The 26,269-nt window shown below is 35.2% G+C and carries 18 protein-coding genes and 1 tRNA gene; 12 read left to right on the top strand and 7 right to left on the bottom strand.

Annotation, left to right across the window (positions count from 1 at the left end; genetic code table 11):
* Positions 1-127 precede the first annotated feature (127 nt).
* The 7 genes from ICJ84_RS08245 to ICJ84_RS08215 all read right to left on the bottom strand — a co-directional run bounded on the left by ICJ84_RS08245 (position 128) and on the right by ICJ84_RS08215 (position 4,737).
* Positions 128-715, bottom strand: a complete 588-nt coding sequence (locus ICJ84_RS08245) for a methyltransferase domain-containing protein (protein ID WP_188215894.1) — start codon at positions 713-715, stop codon at positions 128-130.
* Between the two features lie 3 nt (positions 716-718).
* The gene (trxA, locus tag ICJ84_RS08240; RefSeq protein ID WP_188215893.1) at positions 719-1,015 is read right to left on the bottom strand and encodes a thioredoxin; all 297 of its coding nucleotides are present in this window, start codon (positions 1,013-1,015) and stop codon (positions 719-721) included.
* A 6-nt stretch (positions 1,016-1,021) separates the two neighbouring features.
* Positions 1,022-1,291 (bottom strand): heavy-metal-associated domain-containing protein, encoded by a 270-nt coding sequence (locus tag ICJ84_RS08235; protein ID WP_188215892.1) that lies wholly within the window; start codon positions 1,289-1,291, stop codon positions 1,022-1,024.
* A 10-nt stretch (positions 1,292-1,301) separates the two neighbouring features.
* Positions 1,302-1,634, bottom strand: a complete 333-nt coding sequence (locus ICJ84_RS08230; RefSeq protein ID WP_188215891.1) for a rhodanese-like domain-containing protein — start codon at positions 1,632-1,634, stop codon at positions 1,302-1,304.
* Between the two features lie 128 nt (positions 1,635-1,762).
* Entirely contained in the window at positions 1,763-3,175 is a 1,413-nt protein-coding gene (locus ICJ84_RS08225; RefSeq protein ID WP_188215890.1) for an MBL fold metallo-hydrolase, read from the bottom strand.
* Between the two features lie 67 nt (positions 3,176-3,242).
* Positions 3,243-4,040 carry a sulfite exporter TauE/SafE family protein gene (locus tag ICJ84_RS08220; protein WP_188215889.1) on the bottom strand — a complete coding sequence of 266 codons (798 nt, stop codon included), beginning with the start codon at positions 4,038-4,040 and terminating at the stop codon, positions 3,243-3,245.
* A gap of 64 nt (positions 4,041-4,104) precedes the next feature.
* Complete coding sequence (locus tag ICJ84_RS08215; RefSeq protein WP_188215888.1) at positions 4,105-4,737, bottom strand: Crp/Fnr family transcriptional regulator; 633 nt, start codon at positions 4,735-4,737, stop codon at positions 4,105-4,107.
* A 208-nt stretch (positions 4,738-4,945) separates the two neighbouring features.
* Here ICJ84_RS08215 and ICJ84_RS08210 point away from each other — a divergent pair.
* From ICJ84_RS08210 to ICJ84_RS08155, 12 genes are all read left to right on the top strand, one after another.
* A tRNA-Arg gene (locus ICJ84_RS08210) sits at positions 4,946-5,019 on the top strand.
* Positions 5,020-6,178: 1,159 nt separating this feature from the next.
* Positions 6,179-7,660 (top strand): DUF4886 domain-containing protein, encoded by a 1,482-nt coding sequence (locus tag ICJ84_RS08205; protein WP_188215887.1) that lies wholly within the window; start codon positions 6,179-6,181, stop codon positions 7,658-7,660.
* A gap of 261 nt (positions 7,661-7,921) precedes the next feature.
* Positions 7,922-9,025: an alpha/beta hydrolase family protein gene (locus tag ICJ84_RS08200; RefSeq protein WP_188215886.1), complete on the top strand. Its 1,104-nt coding sequence runs from the start codon at positions 7,922-7,924 to the stop codon at positions 9,023-9,025.
* Positions 9,026-9,176: 151 nt separating this feature from the next.
* Positions 9,177-13,022: an FG-GAP-like repeat-containing protein gene (locus ICJ84_RS08195; protein WP_188215885.1), complete on the top strand. Its 3,846-nt coding sequence runs from the start codon at positions 9,177-9,179 to the stop codon at positions 13,020-13,022.
* A gap of 30 nt (positions 13,023-13,052) precedes the next feature.
* Positions 13,053-14,834 (top strand): hypothetical protein, encoded by a 1,782-nt coding sequence (locus ICJ84_RS08190; protein ID WP_188215884.1) that lies wholly within the window; start codon positions 13,053-13,055, stop codon positions 14,832-14,834.
* 168 nt (positions 14,835-15,002) lie between these two features.
* The gene (locus tag ICJ84_RS08185) at positions 15,003-16,946 is read left to right on the top strand and encodes a right-handed parallel beta-helix repeat-containing protein (RefSeq protein ID WP_188215883.1); all 1,944 of its coding nucleotides are present in this window, start codon (positions 15,003-15,005) and stop codon (positions 16,944-16,946) included.
* Positions 16,947-17,048: 102 nt separating this feature from the next.
* The gene (locus ICJ84_RS08180; RefSeq protein WP_188215882.1) at positions 17,049-18,542 is read left to right on the top strand and encodes a PQQ-dependent sugar dehydrogenase; all 1,494 of its coding nucleotides are present in this window, start codon (positions 17,049-17,051) and stop codon (positions 18,540-18,542) included.
* A gap of 922 nt (positions 18,543-19,464) precedes the next feature.
* Complete coding sequence (locus ICJ84_RS08175; protein ID WP_188215881.1) at positions 19,465-20,043, top strand: RNA polymerase sigma factor; 579 nt, start codon at positions 19,465-19,467, stop codon at positions 20,041-20,043.
* A gap of 158 nt (positions 20,044-20,201) precedes the next feature.
* Positions 20,202-22,283: a DUF4962 domain-containing protein gene (locus ICJ84_RS08170; RefSeq protein WP_188215880.1), complete on the top strand. Its 2,082-nt coding sequence runs from the start codon at positions 20,202-20,204 to the stop codon at positions 22,281-22,283.
* Positions 22,284-22,514: 231 nt separating this feature from the next.
* Positions 22,515-23,093 (top strand): RNA polymerase sigma factor, encoded by a 579-nt coding sequence (locus ICJ84_RS08165; RefSeq protein ID WP_188215879.1) that lies wholly within the window; start codon positions 22,515-22,517, stop codon positions 23,091-23,093.
* A gap of 105 nt (positions 23,094-23,198) precedes the next feature.
* The gene (locus ICJ84_RS08160; protein WP_188215878.1) at positions 23,199-24,347 is read left to right on the top strand and encodes a FecR family protein; all 1,149 of its coding nucleotides are present in this window, start codon (positions 23,199-23,201) and stop codon (positions 24,345-24,347) included.
* 110 nt (positions 24,348-24,457) lie between these two features.
* A complete protein-coding gene (locus ICJ84_RS08155) occupies positions 24,458-26,257 on the top strand; it encodes a glycoside hydrolase domain-containing protein (protein WP_188215877.1) in 1,800 nt (599 codons plus the stop codon).
* Positions 26,258-26,269 lie beyond the last annotated feature (12 nt).

The raw sequence follows: 26,269 nt of genomic DNA, 5'->3' as shown, positions 1-26,269 counted from the left end.
TTTTTCAAGAAAGCTTTTTGGCCTATTAATCAATTAATATGGGAGTATAGTTTTATACATTATTAATCTTCTGCAAGTTATTGTTTTTAAGTGAAATGCTTTGTAATAAATGTTACATAAGTCCTTTTTAGTCAACTTGTTTATGCGTCATTTTAATAAATAATTCCTTACCATGTCTGGGCGTAATGGAATTATAGCAAGGAGCTAACTCGATATTGAAATAAGGACCGAAATAATTGATGTAATCTGCCTCGCAGCCACCAAAAGGTGGTTCTGTTTGATTCAAAGGCATATCAAATAAAAGCCCGACCAGTTTTCCTTCAGGCTTCAAAAGCTGATGCATTTTTTCTGCATATTTAAACCGCAATTCCGGGTTAATGGCACAGAAAAAGGTTTGTTCGATAACCAAATCGAAGTGGTCGTTTAAATCGAAAAAATTACCTTGTATCATTTGGCTTTCCGGAAACTCAGGAATACGAGCCTTAATATTATCTAAAGCGGTTTTTGAGAGGTCTATAACATAAACGTTTTTAAACCCTGAAAGAAATAAGTATTCCGCTTCGTAAGCATTGCCAGCACCAGGAATTAATATTTTTAAATCTTTATTGGTAAGTTGATCAATATAGGTTTTTATTGGGGTTGAAATATGACCAATATCCCAACCCGTATTATTGGTTTTGTATCGGTTATCCCAATAACTTTCCGATAAATCCATAGGCTATTTGTATGATTGTAATAACGAAATTAAATCATTCTTTTGAAGTACGCCAGATTGACGCCATAATTGTTTTCCGTTTTTAAAAATCATTAAAGTGGGAACACCACGTACCTGAAATTTAGTAGCTATGGACTGATTTTTGTCTACATCTATTTTTATAATCGATACCTGGTCCTGCATCGTTTCTTTTACATCTTTCAGAATAGGGCTCATCATTTTGCATGGGCCGCACCATTCGGCAAAAAAATCGACTAAAACCGGTTTGTCTTGATTTATTATTTCTGAAAATTTGCTCATAATATTCTATTTTGAAAATTTACCCGTAGCACAACTTACAAACGATTTTGCTTTAGAGGAAAAACTGTTTTCATCTTCGATAGAAGGATAGCCCAAGGCTTTTAGTTTTGTTTCTACTTTTACAACACCGATTTCATTATCACAATTAAAGCTTACAGTGCTTTTTTCTAGGTCTATCTGAATATCTGAAATTTCATCGATATTCTCAAGGTTGTTGGTGATGGTGTTAGCACAGCCACCGCATTTAAGGTTTTGAATTATTATTGTTGTTTGCATGTTATAAATTTTAACGATAGTTAGAAAAGCCACCTTGTAAATCGTAGATTTCGGTGAATCCCATACTCGATAATTTTTTTGAAGCACTTCGGCTTCTGGCACCACTTCTACAATACACATATATTGGTTGGTCTTTCTTTAAAGCTTCACATTTTGAGGCAAATGTATTTGAAAAAATGTCGATGTTTTTTGCATTTTTAATCGCTCCGGATTTGAATTCGTTAGGCGTTCTCACATCAATTAATTGAACATTTTTCTTTTGAATGTGTTCTTTGAATTCGGATGCTGATAAAACATTTATGTTAGTGTTTTTTGTTCCGAAAAGGAATGATAATATGGACATGTTAAATGGATTTTTAGTGTTGAATATTACGCTATAAATTTACAACACAAAACTGACGCATGGCGTAACCTATGTTACAAAAAAAAGAGCGGTATTACCGCTCTTTTACTATCTATATAAACTTAAAATTATTTTAAGGTAGATGGACAAACATAGTTTGTTGTCGGGATGCCAGCGTTTTTAATCGCTGCATAACCACCGGCAACATCAACTAAATTATGAATGCCACGGCTTTTTAAAATTGAAGCTGCAATTACAGAACGGTACCCACCGGCACAGTGAATATAAAACGGTTTGTCTTCTGGGAATTCAGCTAAATGATCATTTAAATAATCAAGAGATGTGTGGTGTGCATTTACCACATGCTCAGACTTGAATTCACCGTCTTTTCTAACATCAAAAACAGGAACTTCTTCTTTGTCTAATATGTTCTTAAATTCTTCAGCAGAAATTGACGAAATGGTATCGTATTCGAAACCGTTGTGTTTCCAGGCTTCAAATCCGCCTTTTAAGAATCCTAAAGTGTTGTCGAATCCAACACGCGATAATCGAATAATGGTTTCTTCTTCACGTCCTTCTGGTGCAACTAAAAGGATTGGTTGCTTAACATCGGCGATAAGTGCACCTACCCATGGCGCAAAACCTCCGTCGATACCGATAGAAATAGATCTTGGGATATGGCCTTTTACGAAATCGTTTTGGTGACGTACATCTAAGATGATTGCTCCGGTTTCGTTAGCAATTGCTTCAAATGCCTTCGGCTCTAAGGGTTGGGTTCCGCGTTCTAAAACATCATCAATATCGTCATAACCTTCTTTATTCATTTTTACGTTTAACGGGAAGTATTGAGGTGGTGGTAATAAACCATCGGTTACTTCCTGAATAAACTCTTCTTTGGTCATATTGGCGCGTAGGGCATAGTTGGTTGCTTTTTGTTCACCAATCGTACCTACAGTTTGTTTGCTTAAGTTTTTACCACAAGCTGAACCGGCACCATGAGCAGGATATACAATAACATCATCAGCTAACGGCATAATTTTAGTACGTAAACTGTCGAATAGCAATCCAGCTAATTGCTCCTGAGTCATATCGGCAGCTTTTTGAGCTAAATCCGGGCGGCCAACATCGCCTAAGAAAAGTGTATCTCCACTAAAAATAGCATGGTTTTTACCGTTTTCATCTTTTAAAAGGTATGTGGTACTTTCCATAGTGTGACCAGGCGTGTGTAAAGCCACAATGGTAATATTGCCTAATTTAAACTCTTGACCATCGGTAGCGATAATCGCATCGAAATCTGGGTTTGCATTTGGTCCGAAAACGATAGGAGCACCAGTGTTTTTTGAAAGTGTTACGTGTCCACTTACGAAATCGGCGTGGAAGTGTGTTTCAAAAATGTACTTAATCGTTGCGCTATTGTCTTCCGCTTTTTTAATGTAAGGAGATACTTCTCTTAACGGATCAATAATGGCTACTTCACCTTGACTTTCGATGTAATAAGCACCTTGTGCTAAACATCCAGTATATATTTGTTCTATCTTCATAATCAAATCGATATTTAGTGTAAAATTAGCGTTTTTTAAAATTAGTGGCGTAACATAAGTTACAATATTAGTGTTGCGAAAATTCTTTTATAATGATGTAAACAGCCATAATTAGTACAAACCAACCAAAGCTTGTTTTTAGCTTTTTGTTCGATACATATTTTGATAAATAACCACCAATTAAAATGCCTATGATGGTAATAGCCGAGAAGGATAACAGAAAGATCCAGTCGATATCTAAGGTGTGTAAGTCTCCTGTGAATCCAATAATGGAATTAAGAGAAACAATAACTAAGGACGTTCCAACGGCGCGTTTCATTGATAATCCCGCCCAAAGCACTAATGCAGGTACATATAAAAATCCGCCACCGGCACCAATTAAACCTGTAATTACGCCAATAACAGCACCCTGAACAAAGGTTTTGTAGTAGGGTTGTTTGGTGTGGACTTCAACCACTTCTTTTTTTGTTTTAATCATTGATGTTGCGGCCATAAACATGATGATTGCAAAAAACACCATAATCGCCATGTCTTTGGTTAAGGTGTAGCCATTAAGGGTAAATATGTCGTTAGGAATGGCAGGAACTAAAAATCGTCTGGAAATGTATACGGCTAAAAAGGATGGGAAGGAAAACGATAAACCGGTTTTAAAATCGACTAAATTTTTCTTCGCTTTTTGAATCACACCAACCAAAGAAGAAGATCCCACAACAAATAAAGAATAAGCTGTAGCCACAATAGGATTGAATCCTAAAAGGTAAACCAATAACGGAACCGTTAATATAGAGCCACCTCCACCAATTAACCCTAGAACAAGTCCTATTAATAATGCGCCTACAAAGCCTATAATTTCTACAACAGTCATAATTTTCTTTTAAGCCACAAAATTATGCTACTTCGTAGGGGTGTTCAGTAACATTGGTTACATATTAAAAGTCTAGAATTTTAATGTTATTTCTATTGAGTTTAATTTTTCCTTCGTTTTCAAGAGATTTTAATAGTCGAGAAATAACAACTCTAGAGGTGTGTAAATCGAAGGCGATATTTTGATGCGTTACATTAATCACATCGTTATGATTTACCATAGCTTTGTCTTTTAGATATTTGAAGAGCCTTTCGTCCATTTTTAGGAAGGCTATAGAATCTATGGCTTCCAGAAGTTCCGTCATTCTATCATGGTAGCTTTGCAGAATAAAGTTTTGCCAACTTTTATATTTTCCCATCCATTCACTCATTTTTTCTACAGGAATCATAATGAGTTTGGTCGGGGTTTCGGCTACTGCTCTAATTTCACTTCGTTTTTGTCCCATGCAACATGATAAGGTCATGGCACAGGTGTCACCACGCTCTATAAAATAAAGTAGAAGCTCGTCGCCCTTATCATCTTCTCTTAAAATTTTTACGGCGCCACTAACCAGTAAAGGCATGGATTTGATGTATTCGCCTATATCGATAAGTTGAAATCCTTCGGGCACTTCTTTATAAGTTCCAACATTATTTATTTCGTTTAATAGCGCATCTTCAAAGAGATAGCCGTAGTTTTCTTTTAGTTCGGTGATCATTAAAGCTCCAATTTACAGTATAAAGATATTGACTAAATATTAAATAGCCTACACTTAAGTTGTAATAAGCTTGTTTTTAGAGTGTTGAATAATAGTTTGAATTGAATAATAAAAATAATGAAAAAAAATGTAAAATTAACTTTGTTAGAAATGTAGTTAGTTCTATATTTGCACACCGAAAACGAAAAACGTTTTCCTTATTGGTTCAGGTCGCGTAGCTCAGTTGGATAGAGCATCTGCCTTCTAAGCAGACGGTCACAGGTTCGAATCCTGTCGCGATCACTGATAAACAAAGGGCTCACAGATTGTGAGCCCTTTTTTGTTGCAAAACTCTTCATAATTTCACTAATAGCGGTACTTTACAGCATAATCGAGTAAACGAATTCAAATAAAATTATTGCGGTAATATAGATTGATTCAATTTGAATAAGTTTGTCATTTTCAATACACTAAGATTTAAATAGGCAGACGGCACAGCAATTGTGTAAAACGAATAAATAAGTCCTTATGTCCTTATTTTATTGGTATTTTCTTGTTTGAAAAGGTTAGATAATGCACGCTTTGTGCACATATTTTTAGAATTAATTAAATATGATAAAATTAAATGTAATTTAATTCATACTAATAGGGTTTAGTTTGATTTGAATTGTTATTTATTTTATAAATAATTTAAATTTTAAAAAAATGTATTCATTTATTGGTAATAACGTATCTAGATATGTGGCTTTCTCTAATGTATTTTTGAGAATTTAAGATTCCGCTTTGAAGAAGTTTATAAAAATTTCGAAGTAGGTACAAAAATCGGCCATAGAGAAGTGCTTGCTGTAGAAAACATTTAGCCTAGCTGAAAATTGTGTAAGCCTTAGTTGATCATACTTTATATCAAAAAAATTGACTGGACCATTATATTTTCTGGTAATGGTTCTCAGTTTTCGTCCTATCCAACTTTAGCAAAAAGTTCACATTTTGCTAAAGTCAAACACTTTCATTTTAAAAGTCCAAATAGTTTTAGTGTTATCATATACTCCTTCATTCCGTTTCAAAGGTCTATAGTATGAATAAGCAAGTGCTAACTTTTATCAAATTATGAAAATATACTCCATTTTATTTGTTAGAGTTCTAATTGAGAGCACTTCGATTACTGATATATAGTATGAATATGAAAAAATACAAGCTTTTAATTTTAACATTTTTCATCTTTGGGCTTTCCTTTGGTGCGGTTTCCTATGAAAAACAATCGCAACAAGAAGAGGATAGCCTAGAGCAATCTTTAGTTTTAGATAATGAGTCATTTACCCTTATAATTGGTGAGGAATTAGTTCTGAAGTCTAACATTGACTCAATAACTTCTTCAAACCGGACTTACGAATGGAAGACTGATAATTCTGAGGTAGTTTCTATTTTCCCAGAGACAGACTATTCCGTAAGGATTGAAGCAAAAATGACTGGGACCGCTAACGTTTCACTTGCATCTACGGATGGGATACAGGTATCTGTTTACACAATTACTGTAAAAGATATGCCTGCTGAGTTTGTAGAAGATGGGATCATTAGAATATTAGCTATCGGAAATAGTTTTTCTTCGGATGGGGTTGAGTCTTATTTATATGAACTAGCAAAAGAAGAAGGAATCCCAATTGTGATTGGTAACCTCATCATCGGAGCATCTTCACTTGATATGCATTGGCAAAATGCAAGCGGAAACATTCCTGCTTACGAGTATTGGAAGAGAGATCAAAATGGTTCTATATCAAGAACTCCCGAAACTAGTATTGAAGCTGGATTAGCGGATGAGCAATGGGATTATATTAGCTTTCAACAAGTGAGTCGCAATTCAGGACAGTACGAGACCTATGTTACTCCGCTTCCATTGCTTCTCAATTATGTTAAAAGTAAAGCAACTCATCCCTATGTGAAATATATACAGCATCAAACTTGGGCTTACGCACAAAACACTACGCATGAAGGTTTTGCAAACTATAACAATGATCAAATTACAATGTATAATGCCATTGTAGATGCTACAGGACGGGCAAAGAATTTGGTTGGTCTGGATATTTTAATTCCTGTTGGTACAGCAATTCAGAATGGAAGAACCAGTGTAATTGGAGATAAATATACTCGTGACGGTTATCACTTGGATGTTAATATAGGGAGATATACTGCGGCGTGTACTTGGTTTGAGGCTATTTCAGGGAAGAGTGTAATCGGCAATACATACAAACCATTTACTCTTTCTGAATATCACGCTGAAATAGCTCAGAATGCTGCTCATAATGCTACATTGAAACCTAGCGAAATTACCGAAATGGTAGATTACAAAGGAGACGGTCCCGATGCTTTAACAGATGAAGTATTTATTAGTTTCGGGTCCGAAACGGTTACCTCAGGCTGGAATGGTTTTATGGGATCTTCAAGTTATACAAAAGGAAAATTTATTCTTAACCTAAAAGATAAGAATGATGTATTTACTGGAGCTTCTATTGAAATTGTTGAAGGATTCAACTCACGAAATGATACAGGAGAGAAAGGAACAATTACGGACTTTAATATGTCTGATGACCTATCGTCATATTCTTATTTTGGTAATTCTAAACTTGATTTTTCAGAAAAACTAATTGAAAAGAGTGTTCTAAAACTTTCTGGTTTGGATAATAGCAAGACCTATGACCTTTGCTTCTTTGGTTCTAAATCTTCTGCTGTTTTAGGTGAGAATGGAGAGACCAAATATACTTCAAAAGGGAAAAATGAGATAGCTGTTCTTTTGGATGCTGCAAACAATAAATCAAACACAGTGTGCGCAAATGGTATACAACCAGACGACAATGGTGACATTTTAATCACTATTAATGCAGGGGAGAATAACAACAATGTATACGGATTCTATTGTATAAATGCAATGCGTATTACTCTATCAAATTAAAAGGATTAAATCATAGGTGAAGAGAAAATATTTGAATAATTAACGATTGTATTTTTCCGAAGAAAGATTAACTGAGCATTATGAATGATGAAACTTAGTAAAATAAAAAACGTTGTAATTATCATTTTGTAGCCAGTTATTCTTTCTTAAACTTCTACCGTTAGGTTTGGGATTAAATATAACATTAGCTTAAAATCAAAGCCTAATATTTTAATAATTAACATTTTAATATAAAAAATAAACAATATGATTTTAAAAATTTTGAGATATACCGTTAGTTCATTATTACTAATTAAGGGATTTCAAGTAATTGCTCAAAACAATACGATTGTTCCTAAAGAGGTTGAACTTGTTCGTATTAATGCTTATGAAAAGCAGTTGGAGGACTATCTGATAAATTTCTTAGTTGATGAGTATGAAACCCGTTCGGAAAAATCTTGGAATCGAGATTATAGTAATCCTGATGCATTGATACGAAGTGTAGAACCAAACCGAAGAAGATGGGAGCAGGTTTTAAGTCCACCAGTTCTTAGTAAAAGTGGTCCTCTTTCGAAAAAAACATATGCATTAGGGGATATTCAGGGAGAATGGATAGAGCTTCCATTAGGGATGCTTACGGCACAAGCCGTTTTGGTTTTTCCTAAAGAAGCAAGTATTCAAAAACCAGTACCTATAATAGTGGTTCAACATGGAATTGGTAGTACTCCAGAGAGCCCGTTTTCTCCAGGAGGGTATCATGAATATGCTAAAGGTTTGCTTAATGCGGGCTTTGCGGTACTTGCTCCCATGAATTTAAGATCTATAGAGCGGAGAAATAAAATTGAGCGTTATGCTCGTTTGGCAGGTACCAGTTTACCTGGTATTGAACTTGTTAGAGTTCAACACCTTTTAGATGTTGTACTTGCTGACCCAAGAGTGGATGCAGACAGAGTGGGCATGTGGGGTGTATCACTAGGAGGGATGGCTACGATGTTTTGGATGCCACTTGAATCTCGTATTAAAACGGGAGTAGTTTCTGGCTGGTTTAACAATCGTATAAATAAAATGGCAGTAGAAAGTCCTCTTTATTCCAGTTTCGCACCAGCAGAAGAGCATGCGTTTTTTAATGGCTGGCTAACAGAGTTTTCCGATTCAGATGTTATTTCTATGATAGCTCCAAGACCTATTATGTTGCAGCATGGAAAAAAAGATAATATCGCACACTGGCCACAGGTTGTAGAAGAATTTGAGAAATCTAAAGACCACTATCAAAAGTTAGAAATGCCAGAGCGAATCGAATTAACGCTTCACCCTGGAGGGCATGAAGCAATAGTAGACGAGGGGGTAAGTTTCCTAACGAGATGGCTTAATCCAGATAAGAAGTAAGCATTAAACATCATGAATTTACAAAAGTATACGAATAATAAATATACCGACCGTCAATATATTATTTGCTTTTAAGCAATTTAATTGATTGGTAGGTTAAACGACTAGTACATTTTTGAAAGAAGCTCCCAGTGTTAAAAACAATATTTAAATGAGAAGTAATAGTCTATTACAAAGGTTAAGGAATTACGTTACTGTTTTTGTGTTAACTATAATTTTTTTACCATTTCACCTAGCAGCCATGCAAGATCAGGATGAAATTCCGAAGCCTGTGGTTCCAGTATATCACAAGTTGAAAAATCTTTACTTAACCACACAACTTGTTAATCAATCTCGTCCGGAAATTACAATTGTGGCACCAAAAGTTTATGCTACAGAAGTATTAGCGATTCAAAACGCTATCGAGAATATTACAGGAGTAACTGTGCCTGTATTAAACGACGCCGCCTTAGCTATTCCTTTGCAGAAAAATGTAATTTTATTGGGAAATCGGTCTACAAATAAATCAATCAGCGATTTATACGATAGGGCATATACTTTTCTCGATCTAAAATACCCTGGAGTTGGTGGATTTGTTGTACGTAGCTTACATAATCCATTCGGAAATGGGAAAAACGTTCTTTTTGCTGGTGGTAGCGATCATGTAGGAGTTAAGGCTGCTGTACAAGCTTTGATTGAATCGCTTAAATCGGCTGGAGGTAAAAAAGGCTTTTTGTCGGTTGATCATTTAGCTGAGGTTAAGTTGTCTAAAGATTATAAAGTTCCTCAAAACATAGAAGAGGCAGAAATATGGGAAGCTTCTGAAAAGTATAATTCTACAGGTTACTTCGGTTGGAATATGATAAGTAAGCATATGTCTCTTTACTACATGACAAACGAGGAGTACTATCTTAAAGAGTTTTTAAGATTGTCTTTTCCAAACGAGGAGATCATTAAAGAAATAGCTCTTGTAGATGGCGAATTGATAGAAAATAAAAATGACCCTTTGGCAGGGCCATATCATTATTCGGCGCACATGATGATTGAGATGTGGGATTTAATAGAAGAAAGTCCTTTGCTCACAGACGAAATGCGTTTAAAAATCACTAATGCCTTTGCCCGTCAGCTTCCTCATCGTGTAGTTGAGGGTATTTATGATGCCAAAGAGGAGTCACCATCTATTGGTAGTCGTCATAGCGACTGGTCTGCATTTTCATTATATGTTTTGGGGAGGTATTTTGAAAAAGACTACCCTAATCCTATTTGGAAACGTTCCATGTATGCCGCAGATTTATATTTTTCAGGTCTTAAAAACACCTATTGGATGGCGGGAACTAATGATCATCTTTTTTGGTTTACCTCCTTTTTTGATCCAATACTAAATTACTTGCTTCTTACTGGTAATCGCGATCCTGAAACAATGGCCAATCTAAGGCAGGCATTTAATACACAACAAATAATTTTTACGGGGCATAAACCTGATTGGGGCCTTCACACGTCATCATTGAGCATGCTTAATAAAACAGCTTACATTTTAAATGAGGGAAGATGGCTTTATTATCGTGAACATGTTGATTTAGACACCGACGCGTTTCGTTTGGGTCAATCCTATTGGCCAGATTCTAACTTACCTGTGGAAGTACCTAAAGATTTAAGTGGAAGTTGGAATATACAACTAATGCCAAAAGAAATGTGGAAGGCTCGTAATACTGGCTTCACCCAAAAACAGTCATTCCGTTGGTGTAGTTACCGTAGTGACCTTGGTGCAGGAGGTGATTTTGTTCTTATAAAAGGTTATAATGGAGCTTTGCGTAACCCGTACCATTCATTTGATATTCTGGAGCTTCGTCTTAAAGGTTCAACATTGCTAAAAGGATACCATAATCAAGTAATTACTAGTGCTGATGGTATGTTCGAACCTAAAGTAGCAATGGATGCAGCTTTACTATACCAAGGAGTGGTTGGAGAGGTGACAACTGCAGTTGCAGAGGTGCCCGACCTAGCTTTTACAAACTGGCGTCGTTCGCTGACGCTTCGTAAAGAGCGATATGCTCTTATTGCTGACGAAATCACTTTCCGAGGTAACAGTGAAACCATCCTTGTTGAAACAACGTGGGATATTCCTGAAGCATCATGGATGCCAGAGGGTAACTTTATTAAAATACAGCCTCAAGAAATCGCAGAAGCTAAATATGAGCTTCACTCATCGGAAGAGATGGAAGTAAAGCAAGCAGATAAAATGATTATGAACTGGCGTGGAGCTGGACGTGAAGGCGAGAAACGTAGTTTTTTTCATCTTTTAGGAGAAAATAAGTCTGGTACCGTAGGTGAATTGGCCAGTTTGCAGTTAACAAAAAATGCTGCAGCTCTTTTATTGCCCGAAGCTGCTATTGCTGTAACTGGAAAGCACGAAGGCATTGATGGCGAATTGGTACTACTAAGCGAAAAATCTGTTTACGGACATAATATACGTACTGCAGGATTGAGTAAATCGTTACTTAGTGCAACTGCACCGATAAAAATAGACTGGGATTTTGCAACAGGAAAATTAGTGGTTGAAAGTGATGAAGCCGTTACACTTATGCTGGCACTCGATACTCCTGGTAACATAATGATTGGGCGGAAACAAGTAAATGGTAAACCAGCAGGACAGCTGTATAGTTTTGAGCTAAGAGCAGGAAAACAAGAGTTCAACGGAGTAATACCTTCAGTAGCTGTCATGCAAACTTTAACTACTGAATTATCAGCTCTATTGCAAACAGCAAAAGAACGTCGCGCATCATTGTTTGCTAAAAATAGTGAGAACACTAAAAGTGCTGTTCCAGTTATGAAACCAGTTTTGCAGGCAAAGATTAACGGAAGACCAGTAAATAGTGTAGTTATTCCATCATCTAAGGGTAATGTTATTGCTATGGCTGCAGAGAACTTGGTTAGTTTATTAAATATTAAAGGTGAAATAGTTCAAAAGTTTACAACACCTGGTGAAGTACGGGTTCTGCGTTGGTGGGCAGAACCAAAATTACTTTTGGTAGGATGTGCAGATGAAAAGGTGATTGCTTTTGATGAAAATGGAAACAAAAGGTGGGAGTTTACATCTGTAATGGATCCAGCCGTTTTTGAAGCTGGGAAACAATATTGGTTCAAATCAGCTTACCCAGGAGTTCATGGCTTGTATAGTGGAGAGTATGATAATGGAAAGAGTAGAGCTTTTGTGGGTAGTGCGGGTACTATAGAGGTTTTGGATGAGCAAGGCAAGCTGGTGAAACGTATGCCTGTATTTTGGGGCAACCCTCGCCAGTTTATGATCTTAGATCAGAATGATGGCAGCAAAAACCTGTTGGCTGGGCGCTGGGAAAGTGATAAACCGAACCTCGCCATTATAAACAGTAAAGAAATGGAAGTAAGTGACTATGGTTATATGGGGGTTCCAGAGGGACATACTCAAGTTAACGGCTGGATGGTAATGAACCGTTTTGATAACTTCCATAAAGATATGAATGGAGACGGGACGTGTGAAATAGTATCTGCCATTAATGGTTCTTGGAATAGAATAACCGTTTACAGTAACGATGGAGAACCATTGCATAACGTTCAGTTTGGGCCAGGTAGCACTACTCCGCGAGCAAATATACGCATGATGGACGTGGCCGATATTACAGCTGACGAAAAGCCTGAAATTGTAGTGGCGCTTTCTTCTGGATTTGTGAACCTATTTGATGGACAGACAAACTCATTATGGGCTAAAATGTTGCCATCTCCTCCAATGGTTGTAAAAGTAATACAAGGTAGTCATGCGCCATGGCTTTGTATTGGAAGCGAGGACGGAACCATAATAGCTATGGACGCTAGTGGAAACATAATTAGTAAAAGTAAAGTGATAGGAAGCCCTGTAGACATACAGGTAATAAAAGTGGCTAAAGGAGAGGTCGCCGTGATTACTACTGATACTGGTGAAGTGAATGGTTTTCAGATTAAAGGGAAGGTGTATTCAAAGAAAACAGAAAATAATTCATACTAATTAATTCGATTAAATTAAATGCTAAACTCTTTGCTACGGATTAGTCAAAAAACAGCTTTAACTCTGGTTTTCGGATTGTTTTCTGGATTGGCATCAGCTCAAGCAACAACCTATTATTTTTCCAATAGTGGAAATGATTCTAATAAAGGAACCAGCATATCAGCCCCAAAGAAAAGTTTGGCGGCAGCCACAGCATTAGCCAAAGCTGGTAACAAATTGTTATTTAAAAGGGGAGATGCTTGGTATATACCTTTTGGTTTATTTGATCTCAGTAACAAATCAGGAACGCGAAATAACCCTGTAATCATTGATGCGTATGGTGCTGGGGATAAGCCTGTTATTTCCAATTTAAACGTATTGAGCGATGACGGATGGGAAAACATTATAGGCACAACTACTTGGAAGCATGCGATATATGGGTATTCCAAAGCCTTGCGTTTGTTTGCAAACGGCGTATCAAAATATAAAGTAAATACCAGCGATAAATTAGCTAATGAAACGGACGTAGACCAACCTCACGAATGGTTTATAAAGGAAGGCGTGATCAATAAGAACGGTATTGTTTATATGAATACAGGTTCTTCGCTTGTTGCTCCTAAAAATGTAGAAGTGCTTATGGTTGGGAGCAAGCCAGTAGTACTAATGGAGAATACCAATTATTTTACATTTAGGAATATCGATTTTAGAGGTGGCTCTACAAGTAATATTGTTAACATATGGGCACCAAGTGCCAATATTACCTTCGATAGCTGTATCATTCAGCAGGGGGCCGGATCGGGAATACAAGCAGGACACTCAGGTCAGGGTGATCTTACAACCTATGTTGCTAACATCAATATACTTAATTGTTTGGTTGATAAAGTATGGTCTGATTATGAGAATGATCCTAATATATTGTTGAGCGGTGATGGTATTTTTATGCTTCATGCGGTAGAAGGCGGGCTTGTTCAAGGCAATAAGATACTTAATTGGGGACATTCTGGCATTTCCATAACTTCATACATACTTGGAGTTCACGGGGTTCATAACCTAATTGTCGAGATGAACGATGTTTCTGGAGGCGAATCTGCTTATACACATGCCATAGATATGAATGGGTTTGAGGGCCTAACGACTCACAACATTATCCGTAGGAATTACTTTCATGATTATACGGTAACTGGTCATATTTTGGGTAGTTATAATCAGATCTACAGCAATATTTTTGCTGGAGTAACAGTGACCAAAATGCCTCGGCACTCACACCAGGGTTGGGGAGTGGATTGGGCGGTTTGGCGTTATCGGGGGACGGGTCCGTGGATTGAAGCACACCATAATTATTTGGTAAATAATACATTCGTAAGTACAGAGGAATGCGCTATAATGATTCAGGATAGTAAAGCAAACCCTATTGCAGTCAGTAATAATGTAATTGCCAATAATATCATCTATAATTTTGGAGATATAGCTATAGACGTTAATACTAATGTCGCTGGGACAGTTATTGTTCAGCACAATAACTTTTGGCAGGAAAACAGTACAGAACCTGTTGCAAGATTTAAGAATTTAGGGACGAAAGATGTGTACAACGCTGCAGAACTAAATCTTGTATTACCTCAATATTTTAGAGGAAATACGCAATTTAATCCTCGTTTTACCGATGTCGCCAAACGTAATTTCACACTCACTGAAAGCTCACCTACCGCTCTAAAATATGGTGGTACTACTCAGTATACATCCCTACTTGGTGAAGATTTTGTTGATTATTTCGGAAAAAAGTGGGATCCGTTCAAGCCTAGTATGGGGGCTATTCAATACAATGGAGGTGATTAATAAGAGGTTTAAAATTTAAAAAAGTGAGTTAACCTTTTGATGAAGTGTTTGGATTCGATTCAGCGTAAAGCTGAATCAATTAAAAATATAGTTTCAATAAAAATCTACAATGTTCCCTATAGAGGTAACTGTAATTTAAATAAATAATTAATAACTAAATTTTAAAATATGAACCAATTTTACAAGATTAGACAAGGATTAAAAAAAGGAATTCATTATTACTTTATTGGAATTTTAACCTTATTCTCAGCTGTTCTGCATGCCACGGAATATTATGTTGACGCTACATTGGGTAATGATAGCAATAATGGTACTTCCGATGCTACGCCATGGAAGACGTTAAATAAAGTCAATAACAGTTCTTCTGGTTTTATGCCAGGAGACGTGATATTTTTCAAAAGAGGTGAAATTTGGAATGGTGAACGTTTGTTCTCGAATTTCCATCCTTCAGGAAGTAGTGCCAATCCAATTACCTATTCCGCATATGGTACTGGCGAAAAACCTATAATTGATGTTATTATACAGCAAAACCCTGTTTGGACAGATGAAGGAAATAATGTATGGTCAACACCTACTGACAATTATCAGCGATTTTTCAGGAATGGAGTTGAAATGTTAAGAGCTAAACAAATAGCTGATTTAGGTTTGTACGGAACCGGTTATTATATTGGAGGAGGAAAGTTGTCTGTGTACTCTACAAGTTCCCCTGCATCTGATACCTTTAGCTGGGCCAAATACGCTGAGGCAGTAAGATTACGATATGCAGATTATATAAACATTGTTGGCTTAGATATTCGAGGAGGATCTAATGCTTCATTAAGAATAATGGACAATGAAGGTTGGGAGGTCGATGATTGTAATATAGGGTTTAACGCTGCATATGGCAGCTCTATAACTGGTTCATCCAATATTGTCATTAAGAATTCATCTATTGATTCAAACAATACGGTCGATCAAAGTCAGATGCCGGCTAGCCTAGCACATACGGTAACAGGATGTATTGATGGTATTTTTATCACTAACAACTCCCACTATATTACAATAGACAATTGTTTCTTTAAAAATTGGAGTCATGCCAGTTTTGGTGCCGTTGGAGGTAGTGACCCATCCCTAAAAGTATCTCATGTTGTTTTTCGAAATAATGAATTAACATCTCCCGATATTCTTTATGGAGGAAGAATTGGTTTCAGTGGTTATTCTGAAGATGGTGAGTATTATAATAATTATATTCACAATATTTCTGTTAGTAATCAACTTGGAGGAAGCAGAAATCACTTTCATCATAATATAATCGATGGTGTTCTTGATAGCCCTTTAAAAATTGATAAAATTGGTGTAGGTATACAGTTAGAAAATTATAATGTGCAAATAAGGGATAACATTATAGAAAATAACATTATTGCTAATACACAAAGTAAAGGGTTGGTACTTTACTCTATAAATTGGAAAAAACCGAATGAAGTTTCAGGAAATATCATTCGAAATAATATTTTTTATAATTGTGGAACTAATGACAATAATATTGCAGTTCAGTTTCATGAAGACCAAATGGGGCAACTAATATATAATAATACTTTTGAAAATAATTTAATTCATAACGATTTTAGTGTAATGACTACTATGTATATGTATAACGGTACTGTTTCTGAGGCATCTACATTTAATACGCTGAATGCTAATATAAAAAACAATATAGCAGGAAACCCCTTGTTCGTAAATGCTCCTTCAGATTTTCATCTTAATATTAATTCCCCGGCAATTGATGCAGGAATTATACCATTGGCCACTTTAGATTATGATGGAAATGTTATTCAAAATGGTTCAACTCCTGATATTGGGATTTATGAATATTCAGCAGCATTAGGAATTAATGAGAGCACAATCAACAAAATTGGAATTTTCCCAAATCCTGCAACTGATAGTGTTTTTATTTCAGATGAATTTTTGAATGAGGACTATAAAATAATTTCTTTAACACATAAGGTTGTGAAAAGTGGGAAAGTTGATGGGAATCCTATTAATATAAAGAACCTAAATCCAGGTGTTTATATTGTTAAAATTGTAGAAAGAAAATCTGGAAGATCAATGACTGCAAAGTTGATAAAAAGATAAATAATCATAAATCTGGATCTAAATTTTAAAATTTAGATCCAGATTTAATGCTCTGATTAAAACCCCACGAATTGAACTAAAAATATCACATACAAAGTATTCATGAAAAATTCACTCATAGTTTCAACTATAATAGGTTTATCTATTATATTAAGCAGTTGCAATACCAAAACAAAGCGATTTAGCAAAGTTATAGATAATAATATTCAATTAGAATCCACTGTTTTGAGTATCAGTGTGGTTGCGGATAGCTTAAATGTGCCTTGGGAGATTCTTTGGGGGCCAGATGATTGCATATGGATAACGGAGCAAAAAGGTGTAATTAGTAGAATTAACCCAATAAATGGAGATAAAAAGAAAATGTTAACAATTCCTCAGGTTTGGATGAAACGAACATCTGGTTTATTAGGTATGGCAGTTCATCCAAATCAAAAGGAAAATCCCTATGTTTTTGTTAATTATACCTTAGAAAAAGAAGGAGAATGTTTTTCAAGACTAGAAAGATATACTTTTTATAAGGATACCTTAATGCAACCAAAAATAATTTTTGAAATTCCAGCAGGGACAGGACATAATGGTTCACGATTAACATTTTCAAGAAATCTTCAATTTTTATATTGGGCTACTGGCGATGCTGCTAAAGACGGAAACGCACAGGATGAAAAAAGCTTAAATGGTAAAATCCTCCGAATGAATTTGAATGGAGAAATCCCTCAGGATAACCCTACCAAAGATTCTTACGTATGGGCTTCAGGTTTGAGAAATGTGCAAGGATTAGTTGACGCCTCAAATAATAATTTGTATGCTTCTGATCATGGTGATGCCATAGAAGACGAGGTTAATTTAATTCTTCCTAATGGAAATTATGGATGGGATGTGATTGAAGGCTTTCACGATCAAGATAATGAAAAAGAGTACGCTGAATTGCATAAAAATGTAGAGCCGATGTACTCTTGGACACCAACAATAGCACCCGCAGGGTTAGATTATTATTCGTCGAATAAAATACCAGAATGGAAAAACTCTTTATTGCTAACTACCTTAAAAGGCAAAAGTTTAAGAGTGTTAAAACTGAATCAATCCGGATTGGAAATTGTTAATGAAGAAATTTATCTCGAAGATGTTTATGGAAGAATTCGTGATTTATGCGTTTCTCCTGAAGGGGATATTTATATTTCAACAAGTAACCATGACTGGAATCCAATGTCAAAACCGCATAGCACAGACGACCGAATCCTTAAAATCACAACAGTTGAAAAGGCGGTAAAAGTTCCTCTGCGTCAAAAGGAAACAGAGTTGGATGCCTTAAAACAAAATACAGGAGAGATATTGTATGAAAAATATTGTGCGGCATGTCACAAGCAAGATGGGAATGGTATAAAAGAAGTATATCCATCCTTAATAGGTTCTTCCATTGTTCAAGACAAAAAAGCCTTAATTTCGTTAGTTCTAAAAGGGTCTGACAATGACATCTCTATGCCGTCATTTAAATTTCTAACAAATGAAGAGGTAGGCAAAGTATTAACCTATGTTCGAAATTCTTTTGAAAATAAGGGTGATTCTGTAGTTGAAGAAGATATCGAGAAATTCAGATAGACTTGTTGATTTCAGTGGAAGATAGGTTCACTTATCAAGGTTCAAACATTTTTTTAAGTAATAACATCTTATTTACAAGTAACGTATGCGTACAACGATGAAAAAAGGTGCATAGCTTTTACATCAACTATATTTCTAGTGAATGCTGTTGATGGAAAAACGGTTCCTCATCAAAACAGCTTAAGTGACTTTACAGCATTAAATACAAAGGATATTCTCTAAAATTTAAGAGGGGATGGCTTTGTCTTTTGGAAACAAAATACCTTTCAATATTAGACCCCATAATACGAAGCATATTTATGGGGTTCTTTTTTTTTCTTAATTGAAATTTTCATGTGAATAAAGAGAATTGTTCAAATATTAGTTTCAGAAAACAAGGTGTTTAAATTTCACTTTATAGATTTAAAGGCCTGCTTCAGGAGATCAAATTATAAGGTAAAAAAACTATGTGATTTTTGCAGGAGTGACTTTGACTTGAATGGAAAGGCTGAAAATTTAAGTTCAACTTTATGGCTATTTTGATAAATGTAGGACGATAGATCTTAGTTTTATTAATACTGACCTTCAGCATTAAAAGACTATAGAATACAACCATTCGAAACTTTCCTAATGCACAATTAGTTTTTTTTTGTTTTAAGTACTCCCATAGGCTGTTTCAAAGGTCTATAATATAGATTAGTGACTAATTACGGGCTTTAAATCCGTGAAATTTGCTTGTTGAATTATTTTAAGTGTCTGTAAGTTAAATGTTTGTGTTGGGTAAAATAATCTGTTATTTCAAGCTGATCTGCTTAAATAATAATATTTAGAAGTGTTTTCATTAAGATTTAGCATGTCGAAATAGGTGTTATTTTTTCATATATAAGACTTGTTAATGTACTAGAAATGTATATCTAAAAAAAATATATTAACTAATTAGCGTATGGCATATTTCAAAGAGACCTCAGATAAAGAACTATTTTCTCTCATAAAAAATGGAGATCATAAGGCCTACACTGAACTTTATAATAGGTATTCACCTGTTCTATATGCGCATATTCTAAGAAGATTAAATGATAGAGAAGAAGCGAAAGATATTATTCATGAGTTATTTTCTTATATCTGGGTAAATAGATTGAAAATTGAAATTGAAGGACATCTATCAGGTTATTTATATACAGCAGTTCGAAATAGAGTGATTAAAGTAATTTCACGCAGAATTGTAGCCACTAAACATGTTGATATGCATAGGCCAAGTCCTTATAATAACATCGCTTCTGATTATTTAATAAGAGAAAATCAGCTTCGAGATCTAATTGAAAAGGAAATTGAATTATTGCCACCACGAATGCAGGAAATATTTCTTTTGAGTAGAAAAAAGTTTTTAACTCACAGAGAAATTGCCTATGAATTAAATATATCTGAACTGACGGTTAAAAAGCAGGTAGCAAATGCTATTAAAGTTTTAAGAACAAAACTTGATTTAATAGTTAATGTATTCTTTTTTGTTTTTTTCTTATAACTACAAATTTAAAATTTCAAATAGTTAATTTGTTTTCCCTGTACCTCTTCAAGCAGTCTCAAAGGTATCTAGTGTAGAAAGCACCTAATCATATTCAATTTTACCAGTGAAACTATTGAATTCAAATAATGAATGTTTATCAACTTAGCTTTATAAAAATGAAAAGAAACAAATTTACATTATTTGCACTCTTTAGTAGATACGTTGTAAGCACATTATTTAGTAACAGGCTATATTTTATTGCCCTTTTCAATTTGACTCTATTAAACTGTCAAACTAACAAACCTCAAGAAAATCCAATTCCTGTTGATCAAGTTTCTGATTCTGATTTTCAACCAAGTCTCTATATGACCTCGGAGTCACATGAATTTCTAAAATCAAAAATCAATAGCCAAGAATATGCCCCTTTGCTTATTCAGTTAAGATCAATAGCAGATAATTATGTTCGAACGGGGCCGCCAGAATACAAACCAGGTAGTGGCTATGATGAGCAACTATGGCAACGGCCAGTAGGGAATGCAATACCAGAATTGGCCATGACTTATCTGATGACAGATCAAGAAAAATATTTTGAGAGTGCTAAAGAATTTATGCTTGCTTCGGCTTCTTACCCTACTTGGGGAATAGGGGATATAGATAATGCGGATTTAGCTACAGGACATCAGTTATATGGCATGGCTGTTGGATACGACTGGCTCCATAATAAACTTGACGTTACTTCACGTGATATTATACGTAATTGTCTGAAAGAAAGAGGTGCTCGATTGTATAATCTACTACTTACTCAAGATAAAACTGTCTGGTGGAGAGAACAATATTTCCATAATCATCAACATGTGGCTTTAACTGGTTTAGTAGCAGCAGGTCTTGTTTTATCTAAAGAAGATTCAGATGCAGAAAAATGGGTCGCTTTGGGGCAGCAAAAACTTGACAAAGCTATAGCTTCAATGCCAGATGATGGAGGGTATGTTGAGGGAATTCCTTATAGTGAGTACAGTATTACATACCTCACAAAATTTATGGGATTTAATCACGAGCTATTGGGTGGAGATTCTTTTGAAGTTAATGATGATACTTTTTTTAAGAACCTTGCGAGCTTTAGAATATATGCCATGTTGCCAAGAAATCATTGGAACGCATCCTCTACCTTGATGACGCTTGGTGATGGCCCTCGCTATGATTGGTATGGACCAGAGCATTTCCTCCGTAAAGTAGCTGCAGAATACAACGACGGATATGCCCAATGGTTTGCAAACGAAATCAGTTCATCAGGGTTTTCAGTACCCAGTGCATTCTTTTTGAATCTACTTTGGGTTAATCCAGAAATCCAACCACAGAGACCTGATAACCTTCCAACGTTTAAGCATTTTAATGATCTTGATATAGCTTATATGAGATCAGGATGGGATGGTAATGAATCATTATCTATGTTCAAATGCGGAACATGGATCGGTAAGCGAGGAGCTTCAGAGTATACTTACGATCCTTATGGGGGACATACTCACCCAGATGTAGGTACGTTCCAAATTTTTAGTCATGGTGACTGGTTGATTACCTCTCCTGGTTACTCATGGGGACGCACTATTTATCAAAACACGCTAGTTGTAAACGGCAAAGGCCAAATTGGGGAAGGCAGATGGTTTAATGGTACAGATTACGCTCAAGCTTCGGAACAACCTTCTATTGTATACTCACATTCAGAAGAAGATTACGATTATGTTATTGGGAATGCAAAACCTGCTTATAAATCCGAAACGAATTTAACATCTTATTATCGCCATATTCTTTACTTGAAGCCTGACTATTGGATAATTGCCGATGAGGTTACAGCAAGTTCACCCTCTTTATTTGATTTTTACTTTCATTCGGATTTTACCTTTACTGCTGATGGTGCGAATCAATTTAGAGTCAACGGAGCATCGGCAAGCATGAATGCAAAAATTTTAAAACCATCAGATGCAGGTAAGCAAACTTTTTTACAGGACATTGAAGATACAGGTGTAGGCATAGCCCAACAATTATACGTATTGAAAGTAAGTAGTAAGGATAAGTTGGGTGAATTGTTTATTACAGTTTTTGATACTTACGCAAAAGGAAGTATATCCACAGTAACAACTTCGATATCTACTTTTGAAGGTTCGGAATACTTGGAGGTAAGGTTAAAAAATGATGTGAAAAAGTTTAGAATAGCAAGTGATCGAGCGGATAAAAGCTCGCCTCTTTTCATTGAAGAAGAGTAATTAATAATGTTTTCAATATCTGAAACAGTTTAGTAGGTAAACACACCTTACATTAATTTGATACATTTTTTTACGGATAGCATCATTTATAGGGTAGGTAATGTAACATAATAATCAGAAGTGTTTTTTATTAAGATTTAACATGTCGAAATAGACATGAATTTTAAAAATAGGAATTGATAATGTGTTATAAATGTATATCTTAAGCAAAATTTACTAACTAAATAATGAATGGCTTTTTACCAGGAAATCACAGATAAAAACTTATTTTCTCTCATAAGAAAAGGGGATCATAGGGCCTATACTGAACTTTATAATAGATATTCACCTGTTTTATACGCGCATATTCTAAGGCGATTAAATGATAGAGAAGAAGCGAAAGACATAATACATGAGTTGTTCACGTATATCTGGGTGAATAGAATGAAAATTCAAATAGAAGGACATCCGTCAGGTTATCTATATACAGCGGTTCGAAATAGAGTGATCAAAGTAATTTCACGCAGAATTGTAGCTACAAAACATGTTGATATGCATCGACCAAGTCCTTATAATAACATCGCTTCTGATTATTTAATTAGAGAAAATCAACTTCGAGATCTTATTGAAAAGGAAATTGAATCATTACCACCACGAATGCAGGAAATATTTCTTCTGAGTAGAGAAAAATTTTTAACTCATAAAGAAATTGCCTGTGAATTAAATATATCGGAACTAACCGTTAAAAAGCAGGTAGCAAATGCTATTAAGGTTTTAAGAACAAAATTTGATTTAATAATTAATATATTCTTTTTTGTTCCATTCTTATAACTACAAATTAACAAATTTAAAAAGTTTTTTTCGTTTCCCTATACTCCCTCTTTCCGTATTAATGGTCTATAGTATAAGGAAGCAGGTAATCGCTAACATAACACTATGAAAACGTCTTCATTAAAAGAATTATTGGAAAAATATAACTCAGGTAATTGTACTGAGGAAGAAAAAATATGGGTGGAAAATTGGTATGCTCAACAAGATAACTTAAATCCTCTTCCAGTTACGGCCGAAGAATTTGAAAAGGATTTGAAAGATATTTATGATACGTTACCATCAAAGAAGGAATTCAGGATTAGAAAAAAAACATGGCTATCGGTTGCTGCTGCTTTGTTTGTAGGTCTAGGCATCCTGGGTGGCTATAGTTATTTTAATAATGATTTAAATTATCCAGTATCTGGTATATTCATTTCTAAGGATGATATAAATGTAATAGATAAAACAACGCTTCGATTAGCTGATAATTCAATTATTGATTTAGATGGTTTAGGTGTAGGTGAAATTTATAGAAATGAGGATTTTCAGATTCGTAAATCAGAAAATGGATTAATTGAATATTTAAGCTTGTCTAAGGATGGTTTATCAAAAACAACTGAAGTATATAATGAAATAAGCACGCCAAATGGTGGGCAATTTCAAATAGTACTCCCAGATGGGACCAAAGTTTGGTTAAATGCAGAAACTTCATTAACGTTTCCTGTTAGATTTTCAAAAAATGAACGAGTAATTAGTTTAAAAGGTGAAGCATATTTTGAAGTCTATAAGCAAGGTAGTCCTTTTTATGTTCAAACTAAAGGTCAAACAATTGAAGTTTTAGGAACACATTTTAATGTGAACGCTTATGAGAATGAATTTGTATTAAAGACAACATTACTTGAAGGTTCAGTAAAAATAACTTCTTCTCTTATTGAGAGTAAAAATCAAGGTGTCATTTTAAAACCTGGTGAACAAGCTGTGTTGGGTGAAAAAGAACTCGATGTTATTAATGTAGATACCTCGAAGATTATTGCTTGGAAGAGGGGAGTATTTAGTTTCCAAGGAGCAGGTATTGAAAGTGTAATGAGGGAATTTTCTAGATGGTACAGTGTTGATATTCAGTTTAAAGGAAGGGTTCCTGATACGAAGTTATACGGAGAGGTTTATAGAAATTCTGATCTTTCTAAAGCACTACAAATTCTAGAGTATTTCGATTTTCAGTTTAAAATGATTGAGGAAAATGGGGTTACTAGAATTGAAATTTCAGAGAAATAATTTTTTAATCCTAAAATTTCTGAAAAAACAGAATCAAATTAATGATAATTCCGAAACCAAAAGATAAAATGCAAATAAAGCAGACATATTATAATTTAAATAAAGTCATTATGAAAAAGTTTACGTTCAGAAGAAAAACAAAAGCGCTATTATGGCACAAGGCGTTGTTGGTATTTATTCTGTTACCAGTTTTTGGACTAGCTCAAGTTAAAACAGTATGGGCGTTGGGGGATGGCGAAAAAATTTTTCGTAGTGAATTAAATCATCCGAATAAGATTAAAAATTTTACTTGGGACGGAGAAAAGATTAGGTTAAAAGGACTTTATAATGAAGTACTCGCTTTCCAAGTCATAGTAGAAAGTGGAAGTGAAGATGCTAAAAATGTTGAATTATCAGTGGATGCCCCACTTCATAAATTATCTGGAAAACAAATTGGGAACAATACTTTAAAGTATGGTATTGGTGGTACTATTGAAGTCTTTGTGCAACATTATCTGCATGTCGATACTCCTACTTTGCCACAATGGTTCTATGGATCTGCCGCTTCGGCACCTAAAGAGATGACTGGATGGATACCTGATGCATTGGTGCCAACTGATGCACTGCCCAATCATGAAGGTTATCCTGTTAGCATTCCTTCAAATTCCAATCAAGGTTTTTGGATAGATGTTCATTTACCTCGAGACCAAAAAAGATATCCTGATGGTTTATATACAGGGATGGTTCAAGTTATGGAACAAGGAAAAATAATAAAGGAAATTCCTCTTGAAATAACTTTATTACCACATTATTTACCGGATGAAAATCATACCAATATTTGGCTATTCACCTCGGATGTTCATAAATATTATCCTGAAATGTCGAGCCAGCAAGTTGACAATATGTTGAAGTTTGAAGGACACCGACACCGCATCGATGTTGTTGGAGGCTTTGAAGTGAATGCCCTTCCATTCAATCAAGAAACAATGGATGCATATAAACCTTATTTAAATGGAGATGCTTTTACCGCTGCCAAGGGGTACCATGGACCTGGTCAAGGAGCTGGAGAGAAACTTTTTCCTGTAGGCATGTACGGATCTCCTGTATTAGGAACCAATAAAGCAGATGTTCAAAAACAGTCAGATTTATGGGTGGAGTGGTTTGATAAAAATGCACCTGATGTAAAATATTTTTGGTACATGATAGATGAACCGCAGCCAGATAGTTATGCTTGGATTAAAGAAAGAGCAGGATGGATAAAAAGCAATCCAGGTAAAGGTAAGTTACTTTCCACATTTACTACCACTCCTTACAAACTAGAATTGGATGGAGCAATAGATATCTGGGCAGGAAATGATGGATTGGATTTAAAAGAATTACCTGCTATCAGGAAGAGGGATGGTGATCATTGGTTTTATAACGGCAACCGACCTCGCTACGGCTCAGTAATATTGGAAGGAACCGCAGTTGATTTTCGTGTTAATAGTTGGATTTTATATAAATATGATGTCAATATGCATTTTATATGGCATGGTACGCATTGGGATCATAATAGACAGGGACCAAAAAGGCATCTTCATCAAAATGTCTTCAAGAATCCGTTAACTTTTATAGGTGAAACAATGGAATTTGGAAATGGTGATGGGATTCTTTTTTATCCGGGGCATATGCCTTTTTATCCTAAAGAAGAAAGAGGCCTGAATCAACTATTACCATCCATAAGGTTGAAAAATATCCGAAGAGGACAGCAGGATGCACTAATCATGTCAATGGTTGAACAAAAGTCAGGGAAAGGTAATGTGATAAATATAATCAACAGTGTTGTTCCTAAAGCATTGAGTGAAGTATCTATGGATGAGACTGTACCTTGGTCTCAGTCTGGAGATAGCTATGATAAAGTTCGTGAACAATTATTAGGGTTAATTGAATAAAAAACAACAACG

The sequence above is a fragment of the Aestuariibaculum suncheonense genome (assembly GCF_014596935.1).
Taxonomy (GTDB): domain Bacteria; phylum Bacteroidota; class Bacteroidia; order Flavobacteriales; family Flavobacteriaceae; genus Aestuariibaculum; species Aestuariibaculum suncheonense.
The sequence above is the reverse complement of the archived record's forward strand: the minus strand, read 5'-3'. Positions and strand labels throughout refer to the sequence as shown.